The sequence below is a fragment of the Ruegeria sp. BB1 genome (assembly GCF_056539465.1).
In genome coordinates this window covers 182,191-205,616 of sequence record NZ_JBQFVB010000005.1, presented here as the reverse complement: position 1 = coordinate 205,616, position 23,426 = coordinate 182,191, and the positions used below count along the sequence as shown (strand labels likewise).

Below are 23,426 nucleotides of genomic sequence, written 5' to 3'. Positions count from 1 at the left end.
TGACGGTGGTGTTGCATCAAGCTGCCGGATCAGAATTGCCCAGCAATTGCACGCCATTGATCTTCCAACCGTTGTCCATCTGCACCATCTGATAGTCCAGGATATGCACCTTGCCAGCGTCATCAGTGATCATGACTTTTTGCCACAGCGCCCCGGCCACCTCGCGCAATTCCAGAAAACGAACCTCCGCCGGACGCCAGACCATCGGATAGCCGCGCCTTACCATGACGCCGAAATTCTCGGGCGTTTGAAACAGTTGCTGGATATTGGGGCTGGCAAAGGTAAAGGCGGTGGCAAAATCATCAGCCTCAAACGCCTTAATCTGCGCCGCGATGTTTTTCTCGATCTCGGCGCTTTGGGCAAACGCGCCCGAGGCCAAACCGGCGCTGAGGGATAGTGCAAGCAGTATTCGACGCATGGGGCCACCTCCTGTTGAAAGAGTAGCCCCACGCGGTATCAGGTCAAATCAGACCAGCTCACCCGTCAACGCCTTATCGATCAGCGCGATCGTTTCCGGCACGCCGTACAGCGCGATAAAGCCGCCAAAACGTGGGCCCTGCGAGGCACCCAACAACACTTCATACAGCGCAGTAAACCACCCGCGCATGGGATCGAACCGCTCTCGCCCGATCGAATAAACAACCGATTGCAGCGCTTCATCCTCAATGGGGCCATCATAAGCTTCCAACGCAGTTTTCAGTGCCTCCAACGCTTCGCGTTCCTGATCCGTCGGGGCGCGGTGCTGACGTGTTGGTTTGACGAAATCGTTGAAATAGCGCACGGCAAAGCCAGCCGCCTGATCCAGATCCGGATGCGTTTCAGCCGTCGCCTCAGGCGCATAGCGGCGGATAAAGCCCCACAGTGCCTCTTTATCCTCAGCCCCCGAAACGGATGCCAGGTTCAACAACATCGCAAACGGCACCATCAGTGTGGATGCAGGAACATCACCACCATGGATATGCCAGACGGGGTTGTTCAACTGCGCCTTCAGCTCCTGCCCCGGATAGGCTCGCAGCTGTTGATGATACTCATCCACTGCCTTCGGGATTACGTCAAAATACAGCCGCTTGGCCGTTTTCGGTTTCTGATACATGAAGTACGACAGGCTTTCAGGCGCGGCATAGGTCAGCCATTCGTCCATCGACAAGCCATTGCCCTTCGATTTGGAAATCTTCTGGCCCTGCTCGTCGTTGAACAGCTCATAGCTCAGCGCCTCGGGAGGCTTCTGGCCCAGCGCTCGGCAAATCTTGGAGGACTGCGTGACCGAGTCGATCAGGTCCTTGCCCGACATCTCATAGTCCACACCCAGCGCAGCCCAGCGCATCGCCCAATCCGGCTTCCACTGCATCTTGACGTTACCGCCAGTGACCGGGATTTCGACCTTCTCGCCGTCAGGTTCCTGATAGACGATCGTGCCCTTAGCGACATTGCGCTCCAGCGTCGGCACTTGCAGCACGTGCCCGGTTTTCGGGCTGATCGGCAGGAAGCACGAATAGGTCTCGCGCCGTTCCGGCCCAAGCGTCGGCAGCATGATCTCTTGAATTTTGTCGAAGCGCTCCAACGCGATCAACAGCATCTCATCAAACCGACCGCTGGTGTAGTAATCCGTGGCCGAGGCGAACTCGTACTCAAACCCGAAACTGTCCAGGAAATCGCACAGCATCGCATTGTTGTGCTGGGCAAACCCGGCATGGGTGCCAAACGGATCGCGCACCTTGGTCAGCGGCAGATGCAGGTCTTCTTTCAGCTCTTCCTGCATCGGCACGTTGGTCGGCACCTTGCGGAAACCGTCCATGTCGTCCGAGAAACAGATCAGCTTAGTCGGGATGTCACTGATTTGTTCAAAGGCGTGACGGACCATCGAGGTCCGTGCAACCTCGCCAAATGTACCGATATGCGGCAGACCCGACGGGCCATAGCCGGTCTGAAACAGCACGTATCCCTTTTCCGGAGCCGCTTTCTGATAGCGTTTGAGCACCCGGCGCGCCTCTTCGAAAGGCCAGGCCTTGGACGCAATCGCGGTTTCACGCAGTTCAGACATTTTTAGACAAGCTCCATCGGGAAAAACAGCGCCGGTCACCCCATGCAACCGACCGGACCCTCCTATTGTGCCGGTGCAGCATGAGTCAATAAAGCGCTGGTTTTTTCCTGTATGGAAGGCTGATCTATATGGTCAACTGGTCCAGTTTGGCCGCCCAGATGAAATCATTCTCGCTTAGACCACCAATTTCATGCGTGGTCAGTCTGACATCCACATAACCCCAGCCAAAGGTGACATCCGGGTGGTGCCCCTGCTGATCGGCGAGCCACGCGCAAAGATTGGCCAGATAGGTCGCCTTGGCGAACCCTTTGAACTTGTAGTGACGGCTCAGTTCTTTCGCATCAGCGTCCAAATTCCAATCGGGCGAAAGCTCCGCCATGTGCGTGTTCGCCTCATCCCGCGTCAAAGCTGGAACGCCACCTGAACAGGGCACACAGGTTCGGTCCGATAGGCTGCAGGTTTCTCCTGTTAGTGTCATGATCCGTTCACTCCGCTGCGGTTGCCTTTTCCGGGAACTTGTTTGGCAACAATCCCAGGGATTGTGCCTGCCGCACGTCTGCCAGCAAATCGCGGTCGGCGGCGGCAAAAAGTTCCTCGGGTGAGTTTAGCACGAAATAGCCCATCTGATGCATATCGATCCGATAAGGCGTGCGCAGGATCGTCAGCACATCGAACGGATCCCGATCAGGAATGTCGCTTTCGACGGCATAGACAAGCTCTGTCGGCGAGGACGCCAACCCCGACCCCAACGCCTTGATCACACCATCCTGACGACGCAACCCAAATTCGATCGAAAACCAATACAGTCGGATCAGCCAGGCATAGTCCTTGTCATCAGCCTGCACGCCTGCCTTGCCGATGGCATGGCTGAACGCCGCAAAGCGTGGATCGCTCAGCAGCGGGGTATGACCGAAAATTTCATGAAAAATATCCGGTTCCTCAATGTAATCGAAATCCTCGCGTGACCGAATAAAGGACGCAGCGGGAAACACCTTATCTGCCAGCATGCCAAAGAATGTCTTGAACCCGATAAGCGCTGGCACAGGCTGAACCCGCCAGCCGGTCATGTCCAACAGCCGTTCCGAGATATCCGCGCATGAAGGCACGCGGGTCATTGGCAAGTCCAGCCTTTCCAACCCTTCAAGATAGTCTCGCGCCATAAAACGCTGCACGTTCTCTGCTTGCGCAGCATAGAGGTCAGCCCAAACGGCGTCCTCTTCTTCTGTATAGGCGATATGGCCGCGTTCATCGGCCACTTTGGCGATGTATTTGGTCGACTTTGGCATCTGCATTCCCTCCGCAGGAAAAGTATAGCCACGCGACTTGAAGGTTTTGATTTGGACAATCGATGGTTTCTGATTATTTTGGCAAATATTTATCGAAAGGTGACAATTTGTGAAACAAACCATCCAACCTGCTGATATCGCCATCCTGCAAGAGCTGCAGACCAATGGCCGCCTGTCTATGCAAGACCTTGCCGACCGAACCGGTCTTTCCGCCTCGCAATGTTGGCGGCGCGTACGCGATCTTGAGGCATCCGGGGTGGTATCAGGCTACATTGCGCAGGTGCGGGCCAAATCGGTCGGGCTGGACGCCATTGCCTATGTTCACGTCGCATTGCGCGATCACCAAGAGGACAGCATCAACTCATTCCTGCGATTGGTCGAAACCGAGCCGCAAATCGTCGAATGCGCCTCAATCACCGGAGACCACGACTTTATCCTAAAGGTTTATGCCAAGACGCCCGAGGACCTTGAACATTTCATCATGCAACGGCTGCTGAAATCCGGCCTTGTCCGCGACACGCGCAGCAATTTTGTGCTGCGCCAGACCAAAACACGCGGCCCGTTGCCCATTCTCTGATCGGTCAGGGGCAAAATCCGTTGAACCTGCCCGCCAGCCCTCCTATCGTGCGAGCGCAAAAAGCCCAATCAGGACGACACCATGACCGAACAAGTACCCCACCCGATGTCCCCACAGGATTGCCTGGTTGCGATCATGGTCGCGGTCTCTGCATCGGATGAAACCATTCGCACGGCCGAGCTGGTCAAGATCGAAGGCGCCGTCAACATGTTACCTGTCTTTGCCGAATACGATATCGACCGCACGCGCCGTGTATCTCAGACGGTGTTCGACCTGTTCGAGCAAGAGGACGGGCTGGATGCACTTTTCGGCCTGATCCGCGATAACCTTCCCGAGCGGCTGAATGAAACGGCCTATGCGCTGGCTTGCGATGTGGCCGCTGCGGACGGGTCGCTTGCGGAAACCGAACTGCGCCTGCTGGAAGAAATCCGCTACGAGTTGAGCATTGACCGTCTGCACGCCGCAGCGATCGAGCGTGGCGCACGGGCGCGCCACACGACCTGATCCTAGCTGCCCTGTAACGACCCCCAACGTTCGATCAACGCGCGTTGCAGCTTGCGCGACCTGTTGTTCCAGCTGCGCGCGCCTTCCGGACGCTCGCGCAGCGCACGGGGAATGGTCGCGCGGTGATCAACGTCAGCGGTAAAGATGGCAAAGGCCAATTCAGAGCCATCCGGTGCAGTTATGAAGCCGCCCAATCCCGACACGAAATTCAGCGTCCCGGTCTTTGCGTCTACTTTGATCGGGTGATCCTTGACCGGCCGTCCCTTACGGTCCGCCAGGGTAAATTTCTTGAGCAAGGGCCGCAGCGCGCCGTCCTTGCGCGCCGCCACCAGCGCGGTAACCAAATCCGCGGGTGCCACGCGGGACGCATCGCCAAGCCCCGAATGATCCACCATCGCAATCCCGGTCACACCATAGGTCTCGACCGCCCAGCGATTCATTTCAGCGGCGGAATCGGCGAGGCTTTGCATATTTGCCCCACGGGCTTTCGAAGCCATCATACCGACCAATTCGGCCGTTATGTTGGTCGAATATTTGAGCATACCGCGCAGAATACTTTCCAGCGGATCACTCTGATGCACCACCAAAACAGTGCCCTGCGAGGTCTGCCGCGTGATCTGTACGCGCCCCAGCACAATGCCATTTGCCCGCGCCAGAGTCCGGAAAACATCCCCCGCATAAAGCGCAGGTTTGCGAACGGGCAGCCAACGCGCGCCACCATTGCCCAGCGCACCGCGGGCAACGGTCCAGCGATCCTGCCGCGCACTTGGCTGATAGGTGTATATCGGCAAACTGCGCTTTTCGACCTGCATCGACGCCATATCCACAGACGGAGTATATCGGGCGGTGCGCGCATCCATACTCACGTCATAACTGGCACCAGCGCGCTTCCATTCGAAATGGACGCGATTGAAATTGAGTGAGATGCCGCTGATGGCCGGGCTATAACCCAGATGATCCGGCTGCCCGGGGTCAATGCTGAACACATAGGGCAACGCTCCGTCATAGACCATGAACGCCCCGCGCACCTCGGTGATTCCGGCCTCGCGCAGATTGGCGGCCATCGTGGCCAGATCATCTGTGTCCAGCAACGGGTCGCCGCCACCAACAAGGATCAGGTCACCATCCAACACGCCATTCTCAATCGGCCCATCCGCCATCAACGCGGTTTCAAACCGATAATCCGCGCCCAGAACATCCAGCGCATAAAGCGCGGTCAGTGCTTTGGCGACACTGGCGGGCGGCAGGCCCTGATCGCCGCCAAACGCCTCAACCTGCATACCGGTCTCTGCATCAGAGACTGCAAACACAACCTCCCCGCGCAACCCGGCGGACTGGATAAGGCGCTCTGCCCCGCTGGGCAGGTCCCCCCGCAGTTGCGGTCGCAAGGATTGAACAGGCGCGTCGGCCAACGCTGAGCCCGACGCAATAGAGGCCCCAAGGCCCGCAAGAAACAAACGACGCGAAATACGATCAACCATGGGTCAATTAAAATCCCAGAGATCACAGGCAAACAACCACTGAATGTGATTATGCCCGCATGGGGGCTATTCAGGCAACACCCCTCCATCCCAGCCACCGCGTGTGCGAATCTCGGTCGAGCTGACATCGACCATCGGTACATTCACGAAACACCACGCCGGTGCCTGCGCACGCCCCAGCAAATGCCGCGCTTGGCCGTCAATGCGATATCGAGCGTAAAGCCGCGCCGCAGGCGACATCCGTGCCGAGATCCGATCCCCCGGCCGTGCGACAACCCCCACCGGCACGCTGTCCATAATCAGCCGCCAATCCTTCCAGTGATGAAACTGCGCCAGATTGTCCGCGCCCATCAGCCAGACAAACCGCACCTGCGGATAAAGTTTTTGCAAGGCCGCCAGCGTATCCGCCGTCGCCCGCGTCCCGGTCAGCGCCTCGATATCCGTCACCTCGACCTTGGGGTGCTGCATGACGTCCCGCGCAGCCTTGATGCGCCGCTGTAGCGGGGCAGGTCCACGCGCCTTTAACGGATTGCCCGGAGACACCAGCCACCAAACCCGATCCAGCCCAAACGCCTTCATCGCTTCAAGCGAGACATGCACGTGGCCGCGATGCGGTGGATCAAAAGACCCGCCGAACAGACCAACGACCTGCCCGGGCCGTGCATATGGAATAGCGCTTCGCAACATCCTTTGCTGATGTTCAGAACTGAAGCGGCTTGTCAATCAACCGGTTGCACCAGATCGCCCAGCCGGACCCGTCCGGACCTGATGACCTCGGCGCACCATCCCCCATGCCCACGCACGGCGGAATAGCCGCCCTTGCCCAGCGCCTCCTCCATCCGGCTGCAAGGCGCGCAGATGACTGTAAAACGCAAAATAGCCCCGCCAACCTGCACCTCACGCCCCTTGAGCGCCGCCAGATTAATCCCCGACACGACCAAGTTGCGCCGTAGGATGTCGGCGGCAATCGGCCCTTGCCCCAAGTAGGAACCAATCGCCGCCAGATGTTCTTGCTGGATCAGAGTCACAGCCCTTTTGCCAGCGCGACTCCGGTCGCCCTCTAGGCCGTCGGCTGAAATCATAATATTATCAACCGCGCGCATTTCTTTGCAGCGCTCAGGTCGCAATCCAATCCAATCGACACAACCCGGCTTGGCCCAGCCAGCTATCAATTCCGCCAAATTCGACATTTTAGCTCCCACTCAGCGAATAGATCTAACTAAATTCGACGCCATTAGAAATTCACAAAACCACCAGCTTGCCCCGCCCGCCCCGCTTAGATATCTAGCGTTTCAACCCAATTTCCCCGACCCAAAGGACGCGACATGGCCGCCTATCAATATGTCTACCACATGCAGGGTGTCTCAAAGACCTATCCCGGTGGCAAGAAGTGCTTTGAAAACATCCACCTGAGCTTTCTGCCTGGCGTGAAAATCGGTGTTGTCGGCGTCAATGGCGCGGGTAAATCGACGCTGATGAAGATCATGGCCGGCCTCGACACCGATTTCACTGGTGAGGCTTGGGCGGCTGAGGGCGCCAAGGTTGGCTACCTGCCGCAGGAACCGCAGTTGGATGAATCGCTGTCAGTCCGCGAAAATGTCATGCTGGGCGTGGCTGCGAAAAAGGCCAAAGTCGACCGGTTTAACGAGATCGCCATGGAGATCGCCGAGAATTACTCGGACGAGCTGATGGAGGAAATGACCACCCTGCAAGACGCGATCGATGCGGAAAACTTGTGGGATCTCGACAGCCAGATCGACGTGTCGATGGAGGCACTGCGCTGCCCGCCGGACGACGCCAACATCGCCAACCTTTCCGGTGGTGAGAAACGCCGCGTGGCGCTCTGCAAACTGCTGCTCGAAGCGCCCGACATGCTGCTGCTCGACGAACCGACCAACCACTTGGACGCCGAGACAATCGCATGGCTGCAACAGCACCTGATCGACTACAAGGGCACCATTCTGATCGTCACCCACGACCGGTATTTTCTGGATGATATCACCGGCTGGATTCTCGAACTCGACCGTGGCCGCGGCATTCCTTACGAAGGCAACTATTCCGCGTGGCTGGAACAAAAGGCCAAACGGTTGGAGCAAGAAGCGCGCGAAGACAAGTCCAAGCAGAAAACCCTGCAGCGCGAGCTGGAATGGATGCGTCAGGGCCAGAAGGCCCGTCAGGCCAAATCCAAGGCCCGGATCAACGCCTATAACGAGCTGGCTGAACAGTCCGAACGCGAAAAGCTGACCCGCGCCCAGATCGTCATCCCCAACGGCCAGCGCCTTGGTGGCAAGGTTATCGAGGTCGAAGGCCTGTCGAAACACATGGGCGACAAGCAACTGATCGAAGGTCTGGACTTTGCCCTGCCCCCCGGCGGCATTGTCGGCGTCATCGGCCCCAACGGCGCCGGTAAATCGACCCTGTTCAAGATGCTCACCGGTCAGGAACAGCCCGACAGCGGCACCATCACGCTAGGCGACACGGTTGAGCTGTCTTATGTCGACCAGTCCCGCGACGACCTGAAAGACAACGACACCGTGTGGGAGGCGATCACCGGCGGTGCCGAGATCATCCAGTTGGGCGACGCGCAGGTCAATTCCCGCGCCTATTGCTCGTCCTTCAACTTCAAGGGCGGCGACCAGCAGAAGAAAGTCTCGCTGCTGTCCGGGGGTGAGCGCAACCGCGTCCACATGGCCCGTCTGTTGAAAGAGGGTGGCAACGTCCTGCTGCTCGACGAACCGACCAACGATCTGGATGTCGAAACCCTGCGCGCGCTGGAAGACGCCTTGGTCGATTTCGCCGGCTGCGCGGTGGTCATCAGCCACGACCGTTTCTTCCTGGACCGTATCTGTACGCATATACTGGCCTTCGAAGGTGATGCCCATGTGGAATGGTTCGAGGGCAACTTCGAAGATTACGAAGAGGACAAGAAGCGTCGTTTGGGACCAGATGCGCTGGAGCCCAAGCGGTTGAAGCACAAAAAGTTTGCGCGATGAACGGTTTCATCGAAGCACGTATAGACAAATGGATGCGCAGCGTACGCAAAAGGCTGGCCCCCCGGCGTTTGAAGCGCATCCCGCAAAACGCGCCGGAAAATTGCGTCATCGTCGCCAGCAATGGCCGGTCAGGTAGCACAATGACCTTTCTGGCCCTTGCGGATTCGCTAAGGGACGTTGATAGGGAAGCTGCGAAAAAATCGAACTTCATCGCCCGGCTGGACGACGCTACATTTCACGCGCCGTGCGTGTACAAGACACACGATTACCCTCAGCCCCTCTCTTCATGGCCCGAGAACACTCGGGTCGTTTTTTGTTTTGGGTCTGCTAAGGATTCCGCGTTTTCCGTCTATTCCGCGCTGGACAGATACGGTGCAGATTGGATCGACCTGCATTTTCATCACCTGCATGCCACCGGTACCTATGACGAACTGTTTCAGCGTGATGTGCTGCAGCAGGCGCGGCAGATCAAGGAATGGGTGACATATGAAGACGTGCCTGTTCTGTGCGTTCACTATGACGCGCTTTGGGAATATCAGGAAACCATCTCGCGCTTTACTGGATTGGACTTCAGGCCCCCTGAACGGCGCGAGCGTGTGCCAAAGGACATTCCGGCAGAACTCAAAGCTGCAGCCGATCTTGTTTACGATCCGATCGACGACGTGATCGAACACCTGCCACGGTGTTTTGTTGCGTCCAAACAATACCGAATGACTGTCGAAGAACTACCGATTTCCAACTGAAGACCGCAGATCAAAGCACCCTGACTGGATGTTCGACGATGCATCACCCAGGTCAGACCAGCTTGGCAATTAGAAAAAAGTGGGTCAGGTTGCAACTGTTGGTCACATCGCAGCCGCAGCAGACGAGTAACAAAAGGACAATATTTGTGAGAGTGCTTTTCTCAAAGGGGCTTGTTTTCATATCCAAGCCACGCTGTGGTTCCACATCAATCCGCAGACATCTGGGCCCTTTTCTTTCAAAGGATGACGGTGATTTTGCTGTCGATGTGGCCAAAACGGTCGAGCATTTTCACCCGCATGATACGGCGCCCTATGTCAAAGCAAAGCTGGCAGAGTTGTACCCGGATCACCCAAAGCTGACCTATTTCATGACCATCCGTAATCCGGTTGATATGCTCTGGTCATATTATCGGTTTTTTCGACCTGATGCTGATTGTCTCTACAACTATCAATCCGATTGGAATGAAAACTCGACAATCGACTTTGAAGAATGGATTCAATTCGGCAAAGTTGGCATGAACCCTGCCTGGCAGGAACTTGCGCCCAAATGGATTTCGACCCAGAATCTTTCCCCGCTCAGCCTAGAAGCACATGCCATCGACCGCGCAGGTGTCAACCACGTCAAAAACGTGTTTCAGCTTGAAAACACTGAGAAACTGAACAGGTGGCTAACCAGCAAGCTGGAAAATCGTAGATTCCCAGCTTTGTCCGAGGCTTGGCGGTCTCGCAGACTTAAGCCACTTTCCAGCGCCAAGAACAAACAAAAGGCGCTTCCACACGTTAATCAATCGGATGGGGTTGGAAAGGCCGCAAGTGATCAACGACCCGTTGTTCTGTCAGACCAAAGTCTGAAGGCGATCCGAACAATGTTTCCTGAGGAAAGCAAGATTTACAAGATTTGACTCGCCCTTAACCGAACGGCCAATTGCCTACTGAAGGATATCGCCTTCAGCACTCTCTTGCCCTGCGCTTGTGCAAATGCCATATCTGACGGGCACACGTTTTTCTATTTCGACCTACTGTCTCCTTCTACGGCGCTCAGTCTATCGATACAGACAACGACGCCGGGCTGCCGCAACACCGTGGGCAGCACTAAACAGGAGACAACGGATATGCCCGCAGGCACCGTAAAATGGTTCAACACCACCAAAGGCTATGGCTTTATCGCACCCGAAGATGGCGGCAAAGACATCTTCGTACACATCTCAGCTGTCGAGCGTTCGGGTCTGACCGGCCTGGCCGACAATCAGAAAGTCACGTACGAGCTGCGCTCGGGTCGTGACGGCCGCGAAAGCGCCGACGACATTCAGTTGGCGTAAGTCAATGAAAGGGCAGAGCATTTCTCTGCCCTTTTCCTTACTGGACGACCACTTTTGCGTTTGACCATCATCCGCAAGTGTGTCCCGGCGAATACATCACAAACAGGTTACTTCTCTCCGGCGATTGACCAGATCGGCTATCATTCCGACATTAGGGTCAAGAATTTTGTGTTTTGTTGAAGAGAGCTGCCATGTTCACGCGCCGTACTTTCCTGACAGCAACTGCTGCCACCAGCCTTTTGCCCGGTGTTGCAATCGCAAAGCAAAAAGCTGTCGAATACGATCCCACGCCGCAATACGTACGGATCAAGAAAGAGTTTTTGCCGGGTCAGTTGCTTGTCGTTCCCCGGTCCTTCTACCTCTACTACGTTACCGAACCGCGCAAGGCGGTCCGCTATGGGTGCGGGGTGGGTAAAGCGGGGTTGGAATTCACCGGCACCGCCACGATCGACGTCAAGAAGGAGTGGCCGACCTGGCGCCCGACTGATGAGATGATCGAACGCGAACCCGTCACCTATGCCAAGTTCAAGGACAATGACTATGTCCAACCTGGTGGAGGCGACAATCCATTGGGGGCGCGGGCGCTTTATTTGTTCCAGAACGGTGTCGATACCTATTTCCGCATTCACGGCACCACGCAGCCGCAAACCATTGGGCGGGCAGCATCCAACGGCTGTATTCGCATGCTGAATTCACATGTGGTCGATCTGTATGAACGTGTGCCCATCGGCACCGTGGTCACTGTCGTCTGATCACTGCCGCGTGGCGTTCACAAGCTCCAACACGTAAGGACCTAGGTTCTCAACGATCAAGGTCACACCTGCGGCGTTCGGATGAATGCCATCTGATTGCATGTAGTTGCGGGCGGCGCCCGGATCGCCCCCGGCTGTCAGCCCAGCAAAGAAACTGGGCACATAACCCGTTTCATACGCAGTCGCCAAGTCGGGATAGATCGCGTCAAACGCTTCTTTGTAATCCGCCCCATAATTCCCCGGCGCTTGCATGCCGACCAGCAGGATATCGACCTCCGAGCTGTCTGCCACTTTTACAATTGCCTCAAGATTACTGCGCGACACTGCCGGATCGATCCCCCGCAGCAGATCATTACCGCCCAGCGCCACGATCATACCATCCACGTCCGGCGTCAAAGTCCAGCCCACGCGCGCGGCGCCTCCGGCTGTGGTATCGCCGGATACACCGGCGTTGATCAGGCGTACATCCGCGCCTTGTGCCCTCAACCACCGGTCCAACTGCGGTACAAACCCGTCCTCTTCCGGCAACCCATAGCCTTGTGTCAGGGAATCGCCTAAGGCTGCGATTACGACCTGTTCAGCTGTGGTTGCAAAACCGCAGCAGACAAATATCACCGACAACAAAGCCTTGCGCACCATCAGAACCGCTCCATATCCCATTTGACCGCCTTCATTTGGAAAGACCTATGACGACACCTGTTCTTTCGCTCCAAAATGCCGCTTTGTCGCTGGATGGCAATGCCGGGCGGGTCAATATCCTGCATGACATCTCCCTGACCGTGGCCAAAGGTGAGACACTGGGTCTGGTGGGGCCCTCCGGGTCGGGCAAATCCTCGTTGTTGATGCTGATGGGCGGGCTGGAACTGGCGACGGCGGGCAAGATCACCGCCCTTGGCAACGATCTGACAGAAATGGACGAAGACGCCTTGGCCCGTTTTCGGCGGGACACGATGGGGGTGGTGTTTCAGAACTTCCACCTTATCCCGACCATGACCGCGCTGGAAAACGTGGCCACGCCGCTGGAACTGGCCGGCCACAGGGATGCGTTCGACAGCGCCGAGGCCGAACTGGAAGCGGTCGGCCTGTCCCATCGGCGCGATCATTACCCGGCGCAATTGTCGGGGGGTGAACAACAACGGGTGGCGCTGGCCCGGGCGTCGGCCCCGCGACCGCAGATATTGCTGGCGGATGAACCCACGGGAAATCTGGACGATGCAACTGGTGCCGCCATTGTCGATCTTCTGTTTGGTCTGCGTGACAAACACGGTGCAACACTGGTTCTGGTCACGCACAGCCACAGTCTGGCGCGCAAGTGCGACAGGGTCGTGCGGTTGCGAGACGGAACGATTGCCGAAGACGTTCAGCAAGAGGCCGCGGAATGAGCCTGCGGCTGGCTGGCCGTCTGGCCCGGCGCGAACTGCGCGGCGGCCTGCGCGGTTTTCGGGTGTTTCTGGCCTGTCTTGCGTTGGGTGTTGCCGCCATCGCCGCCGTTGGATCGGTGCGTCAGGCCATCCAGACGGGACTTGCCCAGGAAGGCGCTGCGCTTCTGGGTGGACACGCCCAATTGGAATTCACCTACCGCTTCGCCAATGAGGATGAGCGTGACTGGATGGAACAGACCGCAACGGCTGTGTCTGAGGTGGTCGACTTCCGCTCGATGGCCGTAGTCCAGCAAGGCGAGGAAGCCCAGCGCGCGCTCACCCAGGTGAAATCGGTGGATGCAGCTTATCCGTTGTTGGGCACACCCGTGCTGGACCCTGACCAAACGCTATCCGCCGCTCTGGATGGTGATCAGAACCTGCCCGGAGCGGTCATGGATCCGGTGCTGATGGATCGGTTAGGTCTGTCCGTCGGAGACCGCTTTGCCCTTGGTACGCAAGAGTTTGCCCTGACCGCCGCCCTGATTCACGAGCCGGACGGGGCTGCCGACGGGTTCGGATTGGGGCCGCGTACTTTGGTACGAACCGAAGATTTACAGGCGTCGGGCCTTTTGGCGCCGGGGACGTTGTTTTCCACCAAATACCGGCTGGCTTTGCCACCCGATACTGACCTTGCGGCCTTGTCCACCACAGCACAGCAAAGTTTCGACAGTACCGGTATGCGCTGGACCGATGCCCGCAATGGCGCTCCGGGGATCGCGGAATTCGTCGCCCGCCTCAGCGCCTTTCTGGTTCTTGTGGGACTGTCGGGTCTGGCGGTTGGCGGTATCGGCGTCTCTGCCGCCGTCCGGGCCTATCTGAGGCAAAAGACCGAAACCATCGCCACGCTGCGCACTTTAGGGGCGGATCGCGCGACGATTTTGCAAACCTACATGATCCAGATCGGTGTATTGTCCGGTATTGGCATCCTTATAGGCATAACATTGGGTGGGCTACTTCCCCTGCTACTGGCCCCGCTGATCGAAAGCCAATTACCTGTCCCGGCGGTCTTCTCGCTTTATACCCGTCCGCTGGCCGAGGCCGCGCTATACGGGGTTCTGACAGCCTTCCTGTTCACCCTCTGGCCGCTGGCCCGCACCGAAGAAGTGCGTGCCGCGACCCTGTTCCGCGATGCGTTGTCTTCGGCCCGCACCCTCCCGCGCCCGGTATTCATCCTGGCGACTGGCATCGGGCTGGTCCTGCTGGTCGCATCAGCATCCTGGTTCAGCGGTTCGGCACGTCTGACACTCTGGACCAGCGGAGGACTGGTCGGCGCGCTGCTTGTGCTGTCTCTGTCGGCTTTGGCAATCCGCAAGTTTGCCCGTTTCGGTGCCAAACCAGCACGTGGTCGCCCGGCCCTGCGATGGGCCTTATCGGCCATCTCGGACCCGCGCGAAGGGGCTGCGTCGGTCGTGCTGTCCTTGGGGCTGGGGCTTTCGGTACTGGCCGCCGTTGGCCAGATTGACGGAACCCTGCGCAATGCAATCGCAGGCAATTTGCCGGACGTGGCGCCATCCTATTTCTTCGTCGACATCCAAAAAGACCAGATGCCCGGTTTTACCGAACGGCTGAACGCTGACCCGGCTGTCACCCGTGTTGAAAGCGCACCGATGCTGCGGGGGATCATCACCCAGATCAACGGCCGCCCTGCCCGTGAGGTAGCTGGCGACCACTGGGTTCTAGACGGTGATCGGGGCGTGACCTATTCCGCCGCTCGGCCACAAAACACCCGCGTCACGGCAGGCGAATGGTGGCCGGATGACTATTCCGGTTCACCGCAGGTCAGTTTCGCGGCAGAAGAGGCCGAGGAAATGGGCCTGTCCCTAGGCGACGAGTTGACCGTAAATATCCTTGGCCGGGACATCACTGCCGAAATCACCTCACTACGCGAGGTCGATTTTTCAACCGCCGGCATCGGCTTTATCATGTCGATGAACCCTTCGGCGCTGGCCGGAGCCCCACACAGCTTTATCGCTACCGTCTATGCCGAAGAACAGGCCGAGGCTGCCATTCTGCGCGATCTGGCCGGGCAATATCCGAACATCACCGCGATCCGGGTGCGTGATGCGATTGATCGTGTCTCGGGCCTGCTGGCCGGGCTGGCGGCGGCGACCTCCTATGGAGCGGGTGTGTCTTTGCTGACCGGTTTCTTGGTCCTGATCGGGGCCGCCGCAGCAGGCGAAACCGCGCGCCGCTACGAATCTGCGATCCTCAAGACATTGGGCGCAGACCGGCGGCGCATTTTGCTCAGCTTTGCGCTGCGTTCGATCTTGCTGGGCGGGGCCGCCGGATGTGTCGCCCTGCTGACCGGGATATTAGGAGGTTGGGCCGTGGCCACATACATCTTTGACACCGGGTTCACGGTCATCTGGAGTTCAGCCCTGGGTATCGTGCTGGCTGGAATCCTTGTGACACTGGGCGCAGGTCTGGTCTTTGCCCTGCGCCCACTGGCGGTACGCCCGGCCAGCATTCTGCGCGCCGCTGACTAGGATCAGCGCACGCAGGCCACCGGTTGCAGGATTTGCAAAAGCTGTTCGTTGTCACAGACCAGCGCATCCAGCGTGATCTCGTCCAGCGAGGCATAGAAAACCTCGGCAGCGTCGCTAAGCGCCACCCGCAAGCGACACGCATCGGTCAGCGGACAAGTATTGTCAGCATCGGCAAAACACTCGGCGATCGGCAAAGCGCCCTCGACATGGCGAAAAACCGACCCGACGCGAATTTCGTCAGCTGGGCGCGCCAGAGACATACCGCCATTGCGACCGCGCTGGGTGCTCAGGTAATTTAGCTGGCTCAATTGATTGATCACCTGTGCCAGATGGTTTTCCGAGATATTGCACACATCCGCAATCTCGGCCTTTGTCACCAATCGATCCTGATGCGCCGCACAATACATCAAAAGGCGCACTGCTATGTTTGTCCGTTTGGTAATCCGCATGTTGGCCTCCCAAATTTCAAGGTGGGACCTTATTGCATGTCTGGCAAAAAAGCGGTTTGACATACATCAATCGCTTCAAAGGATATGACGGCGCATGGCGGACCCCTATTTCTTTGGCTATGGCAGCCTTGTGAACCTTTCGACCCATGATTTCCCCGATCCGCACCCGGCCCGGTTAAAGGGATGGCGGCGCGCCTGGCGCCATACCGATCTGCGCCCGGTGGCCTTTCTGACCGCAGTGCCGGACCCGGATTGTGAGATTGAGGGGATGATAGCTCATGTCCCGAAAAACGACTGGGCGGCGCTGGATGAACGGGAATGGGCTTATGATCGGGTGCCTGCCACCCAGGCGGTGACACACCCTCTGACCCATGACGTTGAAATTGCCGTGTATGCGGTGCCGCATGACCGTCATACCGCACCCAGCAACCACCACCCGCTGCTGCTAAGTTATATTGACGTGGTTGTGCAGGGTTATCTGCGTGCCTTCGGAACCGATGGAGTGGATCGGTTTTTTGCAACCACCGATGGTTGGGACGCGCCAATCCTGAATGATCGCGCAGAACCTCGGTATCCGCGCCATCAGCAACTAAAACCGGCAGAGACCGAATTGGTGGATGATCGTTTGCAACAGGTTTCGGCACAAGTGCTGCAGACCGGCCAACAAAAAAAGGCAGGCGGTTTGCCTGCCTCATTCGTGTTCTAGGCTGATTAATACCGGATCAGGTACATTCATCCGCGCGCGCGGATCACCTGCAGCAACGGCAGCAAGGTCGCCATTTCCGGGCCCCGCTCCATGCCGGTCAGCGCCTTGCGCAGCGGCATGAAAAGGCCCTTGCCCTTGCGGCCGGTGGCCTCTTTCACCGCCTTGGTCCATGCGCCCCATGTTTCACCATCGAAAGGCCCTTCGGGTAGCAGCGCAACGGCTTCGGCGATAAACTCACGGTCCTCATCCGCGATCAAGGGTTCAGCCCCGTCGCGGCACAGCTCCCACCAGCCTTTCAGATCGGCCAGGGTGGTGATGTTTTCGCGCGCCATCGACCAGAACGGCTCGGCCAAGTCGGCTGGAACGCCTGCGTCGGCAACGGCGTCGGCCACATCGGCCAGCGGCAGCGATTGCAGGTGCTTCGCCGTCAGCGGGAACAGGTCCTGCACGTCGAACTTGGTTGGTGCAGCCCCGAAACGGTTTACATCAAATCCTTCGATCAGTTCAGCCATGTCCGAACGCAACTCAACCGGATCGGACGAGCCCAGACGCGCCATCAGGCTCAGCAGAGCCATTGGTTGCACACCCTGTTCACGCAGATCGCGCAGGGCCAGCGTGCCCAGACGCTTGGACAAAGCCTCACCCTGCGGGCCGGTCAGCAGCGAGTGGTGCGCAAAGCGCGGGCAAGTGCCGCCCAGTGCCTCGATGATCTGAATCTGCGTCGCGGTGTTGGTCACGTGGTCCGAGCCGCGCACAACGTCAGTAACGCCCATCTCAGTGTCATCCACCACTGACGCGATCGTATACAGAACCTGACCGTCCCCCCGGATCAGCACCGGGTCAGACACCGAGGCCGCATCGATTGAGATGTCGCCCAGAATACCATCGGTCCATTCGATCCGCTCATGATCCAGCTTGAACCGCCAGACACCATTACCACGCTCGGCCCGCAACGCGTCTTTCTCAGCCTCAGAAAGGTTCAGCGCGGCGCGGTCATAAACTGGCGGCTTGCCCATGTTCAGCTGTTTCTTGCGCTTCAGGTCCAGCTCGGTCGGCGTTTCAAACGCCTCATAAAACCGGCCCATCTCACGCAGTTTGTCCGCAGCTTCGGCATAGCGGTCCAGCCGTTCGGACTGACGCTCGACCCGGTCCCAATGCAGGCCCAACCATTCCAGATCCTGCTTGATCGCATCGACATATTCTTCTTTCGAACGCTCGGGATCGGTGTCGTCGATACGTAGGATAAACGTACCGCCTGCCTTGCGGGCGATCAGATAGTTCATCAGGGCGGTGCGCAGGTTGCCCACATGGATATAACCGGTGGGCGACGGGGCAAAACGGGTGGTGGTCATGGAGTTCTCCTGTTGGCGCGGCTCATGTCACAGGATGGGCCAATTGTCCAGCAGAGGCGTTCAGGTCGGCTGTACCGGCCAGTGCTGATCAAGGTCCTTCAACCCGGCTCGGATCAGCTCGGACAGAACGTCCAGATCAATATCCGCCAGCTTGTTCACATAGAGGCAGGACTTGCCCAGTTTGTGTTTGCCCAGGCGCGTCAGGATATCCCCGAAATCCGCATAACCGGGCATGATATAGATCGACAGCGCAGATTTACGTGGGGAAAACCCGGTGGCCAGAAAATCACCCTCGCGCCCAGATTTATATCGGTAATGGTATCGCCCGTACCCGATCATCGACGGCCCCCACATAACAGGTGCAAATCCCGTCGCGTCGCGGAATACTGCATCCAGTACCCGTGCCTCCTCGGCTTTTCGCGTTGGCTGTACCGCCGAAAGGAAACTCTCAACGCTTTGCCCTGTGGGGACGGTTTTGTTTACAGATCGCGCCATGAACAAAATTTAACACGTAATGTTCAACCACACAGCCCATGTCTTGGGTGTATAGAGTGGCAAGTGACCCTCTCCGCCCTACCTAACATCCTGATATTCTGACAGGGAGATCGAAAATGACCATCAAATTGACTCGCCGCGCGGCCATGGGAGCCGCAGCAGCATTGCCATTCGCATCCGCCGCCGCTCCGGTTTTGGCCGCCGGAACCGAGACCAAGGCCAATTCAACCATCGCCAAATCCTTTAAGTTGGGCGACTTCACCGTCACCACATTGTTGGACGGTAGCCTGCCCCGTGACGGCGCCAAGGATATCTTTGGCGGCGGCGCTTCGGACGAGGATTTCGCCAAGGTCTCAGCCGACAACTTCATCTCGCCCGAGGTGGCGCAGTTCTTTTTTACCCCAACACTGGTCAATACCGGGTCTGAGCTGGTTCTGTTCGACACTGGCCTGGGTCAGGGCGGCATTCAGGCCGCGCTGGCGGATGCGGGCGTGACGCCAGATCAGATCAATACCGTTGTGATCACCCATATGCATCCCGACCATATCGGCGGCATGACCACGAACGACTCGCCGACCTTCCCGAATGCGCGTTATGTCACTGCATCGCCTGAATATGATTTCTGGGCCGCGCAAGACGCAGGCAACCGCGTTGGCGATCTGGTCGCAGCCAAAGTGACACCGCTGGCCGAAAAGATGACCTTTGTCGAAGACGGGGGCGAGGTCGCGTCGGGCATCACCGCAGTCGCAGCCTATGGGCATACTCCGGGTCACACGGTTTACCACTTGGAAAGCAACGGGCAACGTCTGGTGCTGACCGCTGATTTGGCCAATCACTATGTCTGGTCTTTTGCCCACCCGGAATGGGAGGTGCGCTTTGACATGGACAAGGCGGCAGCCACTGCATCCCGGCGCAATGTGCTGGGCATGCTGGCCGCCGACAAGGTGCCTATGATCGGCTATCACATGCCGTTCCCGGCGGCTGGCTTTGTCGAAACGCGCGGTGACGGGTTCCGCTTTGTCCCGGTCAGCTATCAGATGATGGGCTAAGCCCTAGTATCCAGGGTCCGGCCGCACTACTGAGCCATCCGTGAAACGGGACAGGCGAAAAGCGGCCGGATCGACGCAAGGCGTGGTTTCGGCGACCAGGTCAGCCATCAGACGACCTGCTGCGGGGCCAATACCAAACCCGTGACCGGAAAAACCGGTTGCAATATACATTCCCGCCATCTCATCCACCCCCGAGATTACCGGCACCGCATCCGGTGTTACATCGATCATCCCCGCCCAGCTTTGTACAATCTCGGCCTGTTCAAGCGCCGGAAACGCATTGCGTGCTTTGGCCCATGCCTTGCGCAACACTTTTGACGACGGCTCGGGGTCCAGCACACGGCATTTTTCGAATGGCGTCACATCGGTTGGCAGCCAGGTCTGATCCTGCTGCGCCTCGGTGCGCCAGCGGCCCGACAATCGAAAGCGCAAAGACCGCCATTCCTGTTTAAAGGCAGGTAGGAACTGTCGACCCAGACGAAAGCTATCGGGCACGATATCAACCGTATTCTCACGACCGGACGCGATGCTATAGCCGCCATCGGCACGCTTTCGCATTGCGAATTCATCCGCCCAAAGCGCTGTTTCAGGACCCTCGACAGGTGACGTGCGCAAAACCGTGTTCAGTACCTTCAGTTGCGGCAGATCAATCCCGGCATTCCCGGCAAACAGACGTGACCACGCACCACCGGCCAGAACCACATAGTTACATGCCACCCGACCACGCTCGGTGAACACACCAGAAACGCGGCCATCCCTAAGATCGACACTGCGCACTGCGCAATTGGTCATCAGCACCGCCCCACGGTCCCGCGCCGTCTCGGCGATGGCGGGTGCGGCCCATTGCGGCTCGGCCCGACCGTCTTGCGGCATAAAAAGGGCGCAATCAAAATCCGCTGCAGTACCGGGCAGCATCGCGTCCAACTCACCCCCGGCCACCAATCTGGCACCGGTTTGCAACCCGTCGACATGGCGTAGCCAGCGTTCCAGATTTCCGCTGCTGCGTTTGCCCGAGGCGCCAAACAGGATGCCTGCACGGGTATAACCTGTCTTGCGGCCGGTCCGCTGATCCAGCCCTTGCCACAGGTGCAGCGCCTCGACCATCAACGGGATTTCCCGCGGGTCGCGCATACCCAGACGCACCCATCCCCAGTTGCGCGAGCTTTGCTCGCCCGCGATCTGCCCCTTTTCACACAGCAGCACCGAAGCACCGCGTTCAGACAGTTCCAACGCGGTGGACGCGCCGATTATGCCGCCGCCAATGACAACGACATCCACGGTTTTGGGCAAGTGCAAATCAGGTTCGAAGGGGGTTGGCTTGGGGCCGGGCATCAACCGCTCTTATTTCATGGCTCGAACCGCCATGAAGGCCCAGAGCGAGCGCACAGGCAACGTGTCTTGTGCCGCAGGGGTGATGATTTTCAAAAGTTGTGGCGAACACGCCAATAGGCGCGAGAAAACACGCGCCATTCCGTCCGGATTCACCTGGAAATTAAGCCGCGCCGCGCAACTCTGCCAATTTCTGGCGCAGGGTCGCCCCCAACCCGCTGTCTTTCGTCTCGACCTCTTCATCCATCTCGGCCTGTTGAGGCAGTTCAGGAAAGACGGCCGGCGCTTTTGTGGATTTCACCTCAGGCTCGGGGTCTTCGGGCTCATCCTCGCGAAGAAGATCCGCGATGGCAGAATCCAACTTAGCTTCGTCCAGAACCCGCGCCTCGGACTCCATTGATTTGTACCTCAACGGCGGGTGAAGCGGTTTGTCATATCCCTCATACATAATAACACCAAATCGTTAACTCAGACATCCAATACCAAGTGCGCCACAATTCGATACTTTCGAAATAAGGTCACACCGCCCCAGATGGGGCGTGAATTAAGCTAAAATGTGGCAAAAAAATGTCTCAATTTCAAGCCATCCATTCCAAGAGAGGCTGGAAAATTAGAGTGTTATCGGAAAATTTGAAACAATGCTCACCTCTCTGGGCAAACTAGCCTAGCGAAGGAGACAATCATTTTTTCCTTAATTGGTTCCAGAGCAGTTCAGCCTTTGTCCCGCCAGCGATTCACAATCGGATAGCGGCGATCCAGCCAGAAAGCCCGATGTGTCAACCGAGTTCCGGGGGCGGACTGAAAGCGTTTGTATTCGCTGATATAGATCAGATGCTCGACCCGCCGCGCATCAGCCTCGTCAAATCCGGCAGCGACACAATCGGCGATCGAGCCCTCACGATCGACCAGAATATCCAGAATGGCATCCAAAACCGGATAGTCGGGCAGGCTGTCGCTGTCCTTTTGGTCCTCACGCAGCTCGGCACTGGGCGGTTTGTCGATGACCGAAGGGCGGATCACCACACCTGCGGGCCCCATCATCCAGTCGCGGTGGTTTGCATTGCGCCAGCGGCAGGTCTCGAACACACGGGTTTTGTACAAATCCTTGATCGGGTTATAGCCGCCGTTCATGTCGCCGTAGATGGTGGCATATCCCACCGCGACCTCGGATTTGTTGCCTGTGGTCAAAAGCATCTCACCAAACTTGTTCGAGATCGCCATCAACAGCAATCCGCGCAAGCGGGATTGGATGTTCTCTTCGGTCAAATCCGCATCACGCCCAGTAAACAGCGGGGCCAAGGTCTCGGTCACGGCTGCCCTGCTGTCCGAGATCGGCACATAGTCATAGTGAACGCCCATCGCCTTGGCGACGGCTTCGGCATCGTCCAATGACGCCTGACTGGTGTATTCCGAAGGCAGCATCACACAGCGAACATTCTCAGCGCCAATGGCATCCACTGCGATAGCCGCGACCAAGGCAGAATCAACGCCGCCCGACAAACCCAGCAGCGCTTTTTTGAACCCGGTCTTGCCCATATAGTCGCGCAAGGATTGCACCATGGTGCGATAGTCCTGCTCCCATTCGTCGGGCTGCGGCACGATTTCTGCGGGCACGATGCGCCAGCCATCATCGCCACGCTCCAGATCGATCTGCGTCACGGCCTCGTCAAAGACAGGCATCCGAAACGCCAGCTCTCCGCCCGGGTTCAGGCCAAACGTGGCCCCGTCGAATACCTGATCGTCCTGACCGCCAACCATGTTCAGATAGATCAGCGGCAGGCCAGTCTCGACCACGCGGGCCACCATATGGTTCAGGCGCACGTCGTATTTGTTGCGGAAATACGGCGAACCATTGGGGATCAGCAGAAACTCGGCCCCGGTTTCCTCAAGCGTTTCGGCCACGTCCGGATGCCAGCTGTCTTCGCAGATCGGGCTGCCGATGCGGGTGTTGCCAACCGCATAAGGCCCGCCCAAAGGCCCGGCATCGTACAGGCGCACTTCGTCGAACACGGTTTCATTGGGCAAATGATGTTTCAACGACTTGCTGCTGATCCGCCCGTTCTTGAGGATCAGGTACGCATTGAAAAGATTGCCATCTTCTGCCCAAGGTCCGCCAATCGCCACCGCAGGGCCATCGGCGCATTGTTTGGCCAGATCCACGACCGCCGCCATCGCCGCCCGGTGGAACGCAGGCTTCATCACCAGGTCCTGCGTGTTGTAGCCGGTGATGAACATCTCGGGGAACGCCACCAGATCGGCCCCGGCCTCGCGCCCCTGCTTCCACGCGGCCAACGCCTTGGCAGCGTTACCGTCGATATCCCCCACAGTGGGATTGAGTTGCGCCAGAGTGATACGGAAACGGTCGGCCATTGTGCCCTCTTGCCCTCGTCAGTCTTACAGCCATTTAGCAGATCATTGCGCAAGTAAAAGGCAAATGCGGCAA

The 23,426-nt window shown here is 58.0% G+C and carries 25 protein-coding genes; 11 read left to right on the top strand and 14 right to left on the bottom strand.

The window, feature by feature from the left end; genetic code table 11:
• Positions 1 to 16 precede the first annotated feature (16 nt).
• The 4 genes from ACR0AL_RS13585 to phhA all read right to left on the bottom strand — a co-directional run bounded on the left by ACR0AL_RS13585 (position 17) and on the right by phhA (position 3,327).
• Positions 17 to 418, bottom strand: coding sequence for a DUF4864 domain-containing protein (locus ACR0AL_RS13585; protein WP_170350536.1), 402 nt, complete (start codon positions 416 to 418; stop codon positions 17 to 19).
• A 48-nt stretch (positions 419 to 466) separates the two neighbouring features.
• On the bottom strand, positions 467 to 2,041 hold the full coding sequence (locus tag ACR0AL_RS13580; protein ID WP_170350537.1) for a lysine--tRNA ligase: 1,575 nt from the start codon (positions 2,039 to 2,041) through the stop codon (positions 467 to 469).
• Between the two features lie 124 nt (positions 2,042 to 2,165).
• A complete protein-coding gene (locus ACR0AL_RS13575) occupies positions 2,166 to 2,519 on the bottom strand; it encodes a 4a-hydroxytetrahydrobiopterin dehydratase (RefSeq protein WP_170350538.1) in 354 nt (117 codons plus the stop codon).
• A gap of 7 nt (positions 2,520 to 2,526) precedes the next feature.
• A complete protein-coding gene (gene phhA, locus ACR0AL_RS13570; RefSeq protein ID WP_170350539.1) occupies positions 2,527 to 3,327 on the bottom strand; it encodes a phenylalanine 4-monooxygenase in 801 nt (266 codons plus the stop codon).
• 109 nt (positions 3,328 to 3,436) lie between these two features.
• Here phhA and ACR0AL_RS13565 point away from each other — a divergent pair, with 109 nt between their 5' ends.
• Both ACR0AL_RS13565 and ACR0AL_RS13560 read left to right on the top strand, forming a co-directional pair.
• Positions 3,437 to 3,904 (top strand): Lrp/AsnC family transcriptional regulator, encoded by a 468-nt coding sequence (locus tag ACR0AL_RS13565; RefSeq protein WP_368040019.1) that lies wholly within the window; start codon positions 3,437 to 3,439, stop codon positions 3,902 to 3,904.
• An 81-nt stretch (positions 3,905 to 3,985) separates the two neighbouring features.
• Entirely contained in the window at positions 3,986 to 4,408 is a 423-nt protein-coding gene (locus tag ACR0AL_RS13560) for a tellurite resistance TerB family protein (protein WP_170350540.1), read from the top strand.
• A 2-nt stretch (positions 4,409 to 4,410) separates the two neighbouring features.
• Here ACR0AL_RS13560 and dacB read toward each other — a convergent pair whose 3' ends face one another.
• From dacB to ACR0AL_RS13545, 3 genes are all read right to left on the bottom strand, one after another.
• Positions 4,411 to 5,889: a D-alanyl-D-alanine carboxypeptidase/D-alanyl-D-alanine endopeptidase gene (gene dacB / locus ACR0AL_RS13555; protein ID WP_480663384.1), complete on the bottom strand. Its 1,479-nt coding sequence runs from the start codon at positions 5,887 to 5,889 to the stop codon at positions 4,411 to 4,413.
• Between the two features lie 66 nt (positions 5,890 to 5,955).
• Complete coding sequence (locus ACR0AL_RS13550) at positions 5,956 to 6,576, bottom strand: nicotinate-nucleotide adenylyltransferase (protein WP_480663382.1); 621 nt, start codon at positions 6,574 to 6,576, stop codon at positions 5,956 to 5,958.
• 32 nt (positions 6,577 to 6,608) lie between these two features.
• A complete protein-coding gene (locus ACR0AL_RS13545) occupies positions 6,609 to 7,079 on the bottom strand; it encodes an MOSC domain-containing protein (protein ID WP_480663380.1) in 471 nt (156 codons plus the stop codon).
• Between the two features lie 135 nt (positions 7,080 to 7,214).
• Between ACR0AL_RS13545 and ettA the strand changes: the two genes are divergently transcribed.
• The 5 genes from ettA to ACR0AL_RS13520 all read left to right on the top strand — a co-directional run bounded on the left by ettA (position 7,215) and on the right by ACR0AL_RS13520 (position 11,696).
• Complete coding sequence (ettA, locus tag ACR0AL_RS13540; RefSeq protein ID WP_170327107.1) at positions 7,215 to 8,882, top strand: energy-dependent translational throttle protein EttA; 1,668 nt, start codon at positions 7,215 to 7,217, stop codon at positions 8,880 to 8,882.
• Positions 8,879 to 9,625, top strand: a complete 747-nt coding sequence (locus tag ACR0AL_RS13535; RefSeq protein ID WP_170350545.1) for a hypothetical protein — start codon at positions 8,879 to 8,881, stop codon at positions 9,623 to 9,625. Before ettA ends, ACR0AL_RS13535 begins: the two co-directional genes overlap by 4 nt.
• An 89-nt stretch (positions 9,626 to 9,714) precedes the next feature.
• Positions 9,715 to 10,527 (top strand): sulfotransferase family protein, encoded by an 813-nt coding sequence (locus ACR0AL_RS13530; protein WP_480663378.1) that lies wholly within the window; start codon positions 9,715 to 9,717, stop codon positions 10,525 to 10,527.
• A 210-nt stretch (positions 10,528 to 10,737) separates the two neighbouring features.
• On the top strand, positions 10,738 to 10,944 hold the full coding sequence (locus tag ACR0AL_RS13525) for a cold-shock protein (protein WP_170350547.1): 207 nt from the start codon (positions 10,738 to 10,740) through the stop codon (positions 10,942 to 10,944).
• A gap of 191 nt (positions 10,945 to 11,135) precedes the next feature.
• Positions 11,136 to 11,696, top strand: coding sequence for a L,D-transpeptidase (locus ACR0AL_RS13520; RefSeq protein WP_170350548.1), 561 nt, complete (start codon positions 11,136 to 11,138; stop codon positions 11,694 to 11,696).
• On the opposite strand, the gene ACR0AL_RS13515 is transcribed toward ACR0AL_RS13520, so the two are convergent.
• The gene (locus ACR0AL_RS13515) at positions 11,697 to 12,356 is read right to left on the bottom strand and encodes an arylesterase (protein WP_480663376.1); all 660 of its coding nucleotides are present in this window, start codon (positions 12,354 to 12,356) and stop codon (positions 11,697 to 11,699) included.
• 26 nt (positions 12,357 to 12,382) lie between these two features.
• Between ACR0AL_RS13515 and ACR0AL_RS13510 the strand changes: the two genes are divergently transcribed.
• On the top strand, positions 12,383 to 13,078 hold the full coding sequence (locus ACR0AL_RS13510) for an ABC transporter ATP-binding protein (RefSeq protein ID WP_480638762.1): 696 nt from the start codon (positions 12,383 to 12,385) through the stop codon (positions 13,076 to 13,078).
• Positions 13,075 to 15,603, top strand: a complete 2,529-nt coding sequence (locus ACR0AL_RS13505; protein ID WP_480663374.1) for an ABC transporter permease — start codon at positions 13,075 to 13,077, stop codon at positions 15,601 to 15,603. The genes ACR0AL_RS13510 and ACR0AL_RS13505 overlap by 4 nt, the downstream gene beginning before the upstream one ends.
• A 2-nt stretch (positions 15,604 to 15,605) precedes the next feature.
• Here ACR0AL_RS13505 and ACR0AL_RS13500 read toward each other — a convergent pair whose 3' ends face one another.
• Positions 15,606 to 16,052 carry an RrF2 family transcriptional regulator gene (locus ACR0AL_RS13500; protein ID WP_170350551.1) on the bottom strand — a complete coding sequence of 149 codons (447 nt, stop codon included), beginning with the start codon at positions 16,050 to 16,052 and terminating at the stop codon, positions 15,606 to 15,608.
• A gap of 94 nt (positions 16,053 to 16,146) precedes the next feature.
• Between ACR0AL_RS13500 and ACR0AL_RS13495 the strand changes: the two genes are divergently transcribed.
• Positions 16,147 to 16,758 (top strand): gamma-glutamylcyclotransferase family protein, encoded by a 612-nt coding sequence (locus ACR0AL_RS13495; RefSeq protein WP_480663372.1) that lies wholly within the window; start codon positions 16,147 to 16,149, stop codon positions 16,756 to 16,758.
• A 26-nt stretch (positions 16,759 to 16,784) separates the two neighbouring features.
• Here the strand turns inward: ACR0AL_RS13495 and gltX are convergent, their stop codons facing one another.
• Positions 16,785 to 18,110, bottom strand: a complete 1,326-nt coding sequence (gltX, locus tag ACR0AL_RS13490; RefSeq protein ID WP_170350553.1) for a glutamate--tRNA ligase — start codon at positions 18,108 to 18,110, stop codon at positions 16,785 to 16,787.
• 60 nt (positions 18,111 to 18,170) lie between these two features.
• Positions 18,171 to 18,605: a DUF1801 domain-containing protein gene (locus tag ACR0AL_RS13485; protein ID WP_170412782.1), complete on the bottom strand. Its 435-nt coding sequence runs from the start codon at positions 18,603 to 18,605 to the stop codon at positions 18,171 to 18,173.
• Positions 18,606 to 18,721: 116 nt separating this feature from the next.
• On the opposite strand from ACR0AL_RS13485, the gene ACR0AL_RS13480 reads away from it, so the two are divergent.
• A complete protein-coding gene (locus ACR0AL_RS13480) occupies positions 18,722 to 19,654 on the top strand; it encodes an MBL fold metallo-hydrolase (protein WP_480663370.1) in 933 nt (310 codons plus the stop codon).
• 3 nt (positions 19,655 to 19,657) lie between these two features.
• Here the strand turns inward: ACR0AL_RS13480 and ACR0AL_RS13475 are convergent, their stop codons facing one another.
• The 3 genes from ACR0AL_RS13475 to ACR0AL_RS13465 form a co-directional block, all read right to left on the bottom strand.
• Positions 19,658 to 20,986, bottom strand: coding sequence for an NAD(P)/FAD-dependent oxidoreductase (locus ACR0AL_RS13475; protein ID WP_480663368.1), 1,329 nt, complete (start codon positions 20,984 to 20,986; stop codon positions 19,658 to 19,660).
• A gap of 160 nt (positions 20,987 to 21,146) precedes the next feature.
• Positions 21,147 to 21,380: a hypothetical protein gene (locus tag ACR0AL_RS13470; RefSeq protein WP_170350557.1), complete on the bottom strand. Its 234-nt coding sequence runs from the start codon at positions 21,378 to 21,380 to the stop codon at positions 21,147 to 21,149.
• Between the two features lie 314 nt (positions 21,381 to 21,694).
• On the bottom strand, positions 21,695 to 23,353 hold the full coding sequence (locus tag ACR0AL_RS13465) for an NAD+ synthase (protein ID WP_170350558.1): 1,659 nt from the start codon (positions 23,351 to 23,353) through the stop codon (positions 21,695 to 21,697).
• Positions 23,354 to 23,426 lie beyond the last annotated feature (73 nt).

Bases quoted from the DNA above. Each gene is read 5' to 3' on its own strand.
- ACR0AL_RS13580 (WP_170350537.1), bottom strand. From the start codon at position 2,041: ATGTCTGAACTGCGTGAAACCGCGATTGCGTCCAAGGCCTGGCCTTTC.
- ACR0AL_RS13520 (WP_170350548.1), top strand. From the start codon at position 11,136: ATGTTCACGCGCCGTACTTTCCTGACAGCAACTGCTGCCACCAGCCTT.
- dacB (WP_480663384.1), bottom strand. From the start codon at position 5,889: ATGGTTGATCGTATTTCGCGTCGTTTGTTTCTTGCGGGCCTTGGGGCC.
- ACR0AL_RS13480 (WP_480663370.1), top strand. From the start codon at position 18,722: ATGACCATCAAATTGACTCGCCGCGCGGCCATGGGAGCCGCAGCAGCA.
- ACR0AL_RS13470 (WP_170350557.1), bottom strand. From the start codon at position 21,380: ATGGAGTCCGAGGCGCGGGTTCTGGACGAAGCTAAGTTGGATTCTGCC.
- ACR0AL_RS13505 (WP_480663374.1), top strand. From the start codon at position 13,075: ATGAGCCTGCGGCTGGCTGGCCGTCTGGCCCGGCGCGAACTGCGCGGC.
- ACR0AL_RS13545 (WP_480663380.1), bottom strand. From the start codon at position 7,079: ATGTCGAATTTGGCGGAATTGATAGCTGGCTGGGCCAAGCCGGGTTGT.
- ACR0AL_RS13500 (WP_170350551.1), bottom strand. From the start codon at position 16,052: ATGCGGATTACCAAACGGACAAACATAGCAGTGCGCCTTTTGATGTAT.
- gltX (WP_170350553.1), bottom strand. From the start codon at position 18,110: ATGACCACCACCCGTTTTGCCCCGTCGCCCACCGGTTATATCCATGTG.
- phhA (WP_170350539.1), bottom strand. From the start codon at position 3,327: ATGCCAAAGTCGACCAAATACATCGCCAAAGTGGCCGATGAACGCGGC.
- ACR0AL_RS13560 (WP_170350540.1), top strand. From the start codon at position 3,986: ATGACCGAACAAGTACCCCACCCGATGTCCCCACAGGATTGCCTGGTT.
- ACR0AL_RS13575 (WP_170350538.1), bottom strand. From the start codon at position 2,519: ATGACACTAACAGGAGAAACCTGCAGCCTATCGGACCGAACCTGTGTG.
- ACR0AL_RS13485 (WP_170412782.1), bottom strand. From the start codon at position 18,605: ATGGCGCGATCTGTAAACAAAACCGTCCCCACAGGGCAAAGCGTTGAG.
- ACR0AL_RS13525 (WP_170350547.1), top strand. From the start codon at position 10,738: ATGCCCGCAGGCACCGTAAAATGGTTCAACACCACCAAAGGCTATGGC.
- ACR0AL_RS13515 (WP_480663376.1), bottom strand. From the start codon at position 12,356: ATGGGATATGGAGCGGTTCTGATGGTGCGCAAGGCTTTGTTGTCGGTG.
- ACR0AL_RS13495 (WP_480663372.1), top strand. From the start codon at position 16,147: ATGGCGGACCCCTATTTCTTTGGCTATGGCAGCCTTGTGAACCTTTCG.
- ACR0AL_RS13550 (WP_480663382.1), bottom strand. From the start codon at position 6,576: ATGTTGCGAAGCGCTATTCCATATGCACGGCCCGGGCAGGTCGTTGGT.
- ACR0AL_RS13465 (WP_170350558.1), bottom strand. From the start codon at position 23,353: ATGGCCGACCGTTTCCGTATCACTCTGGCGCAACTCAATCCCACTGTG.
- ettA (WP_170327107.1), top strand. From the start codon at position 7,215: ATGGCCGCCTATCAATATGTCTACCACATGCAGGGTGTCTCAAAGACC.
- ACR0AL_RS13585 (WP_170350536.1), bottom strand. From the start codon at position 418: ATGCGTCGAATACTGCTTGCACTATCCCTCAGCGCCGGTTTGGCCTCG.
- ACR0AL_RS13535 (WP_170350545.1), top strand. From the start codon at position 8,879: ATGAACGGTTTCATCGAAGCACGTATAGACAAATGGATGCGCAGCGTA.
- ACR0AL_RS13475 (WP_480663368.1), bottom strand. From the start codon at position 20,986: ATGCCCGGCCCCAAGCCAACCCCCTTCGAACCTGATTTGCACTTGCCC.
- ACR0AL_RS13510 (WP_480638762.1), top strand. From the start codon at position 12,383: ATGACGACACCTGTTCTTTCGCTCCAAAATGCCGCTTTGTCGCTGGAT.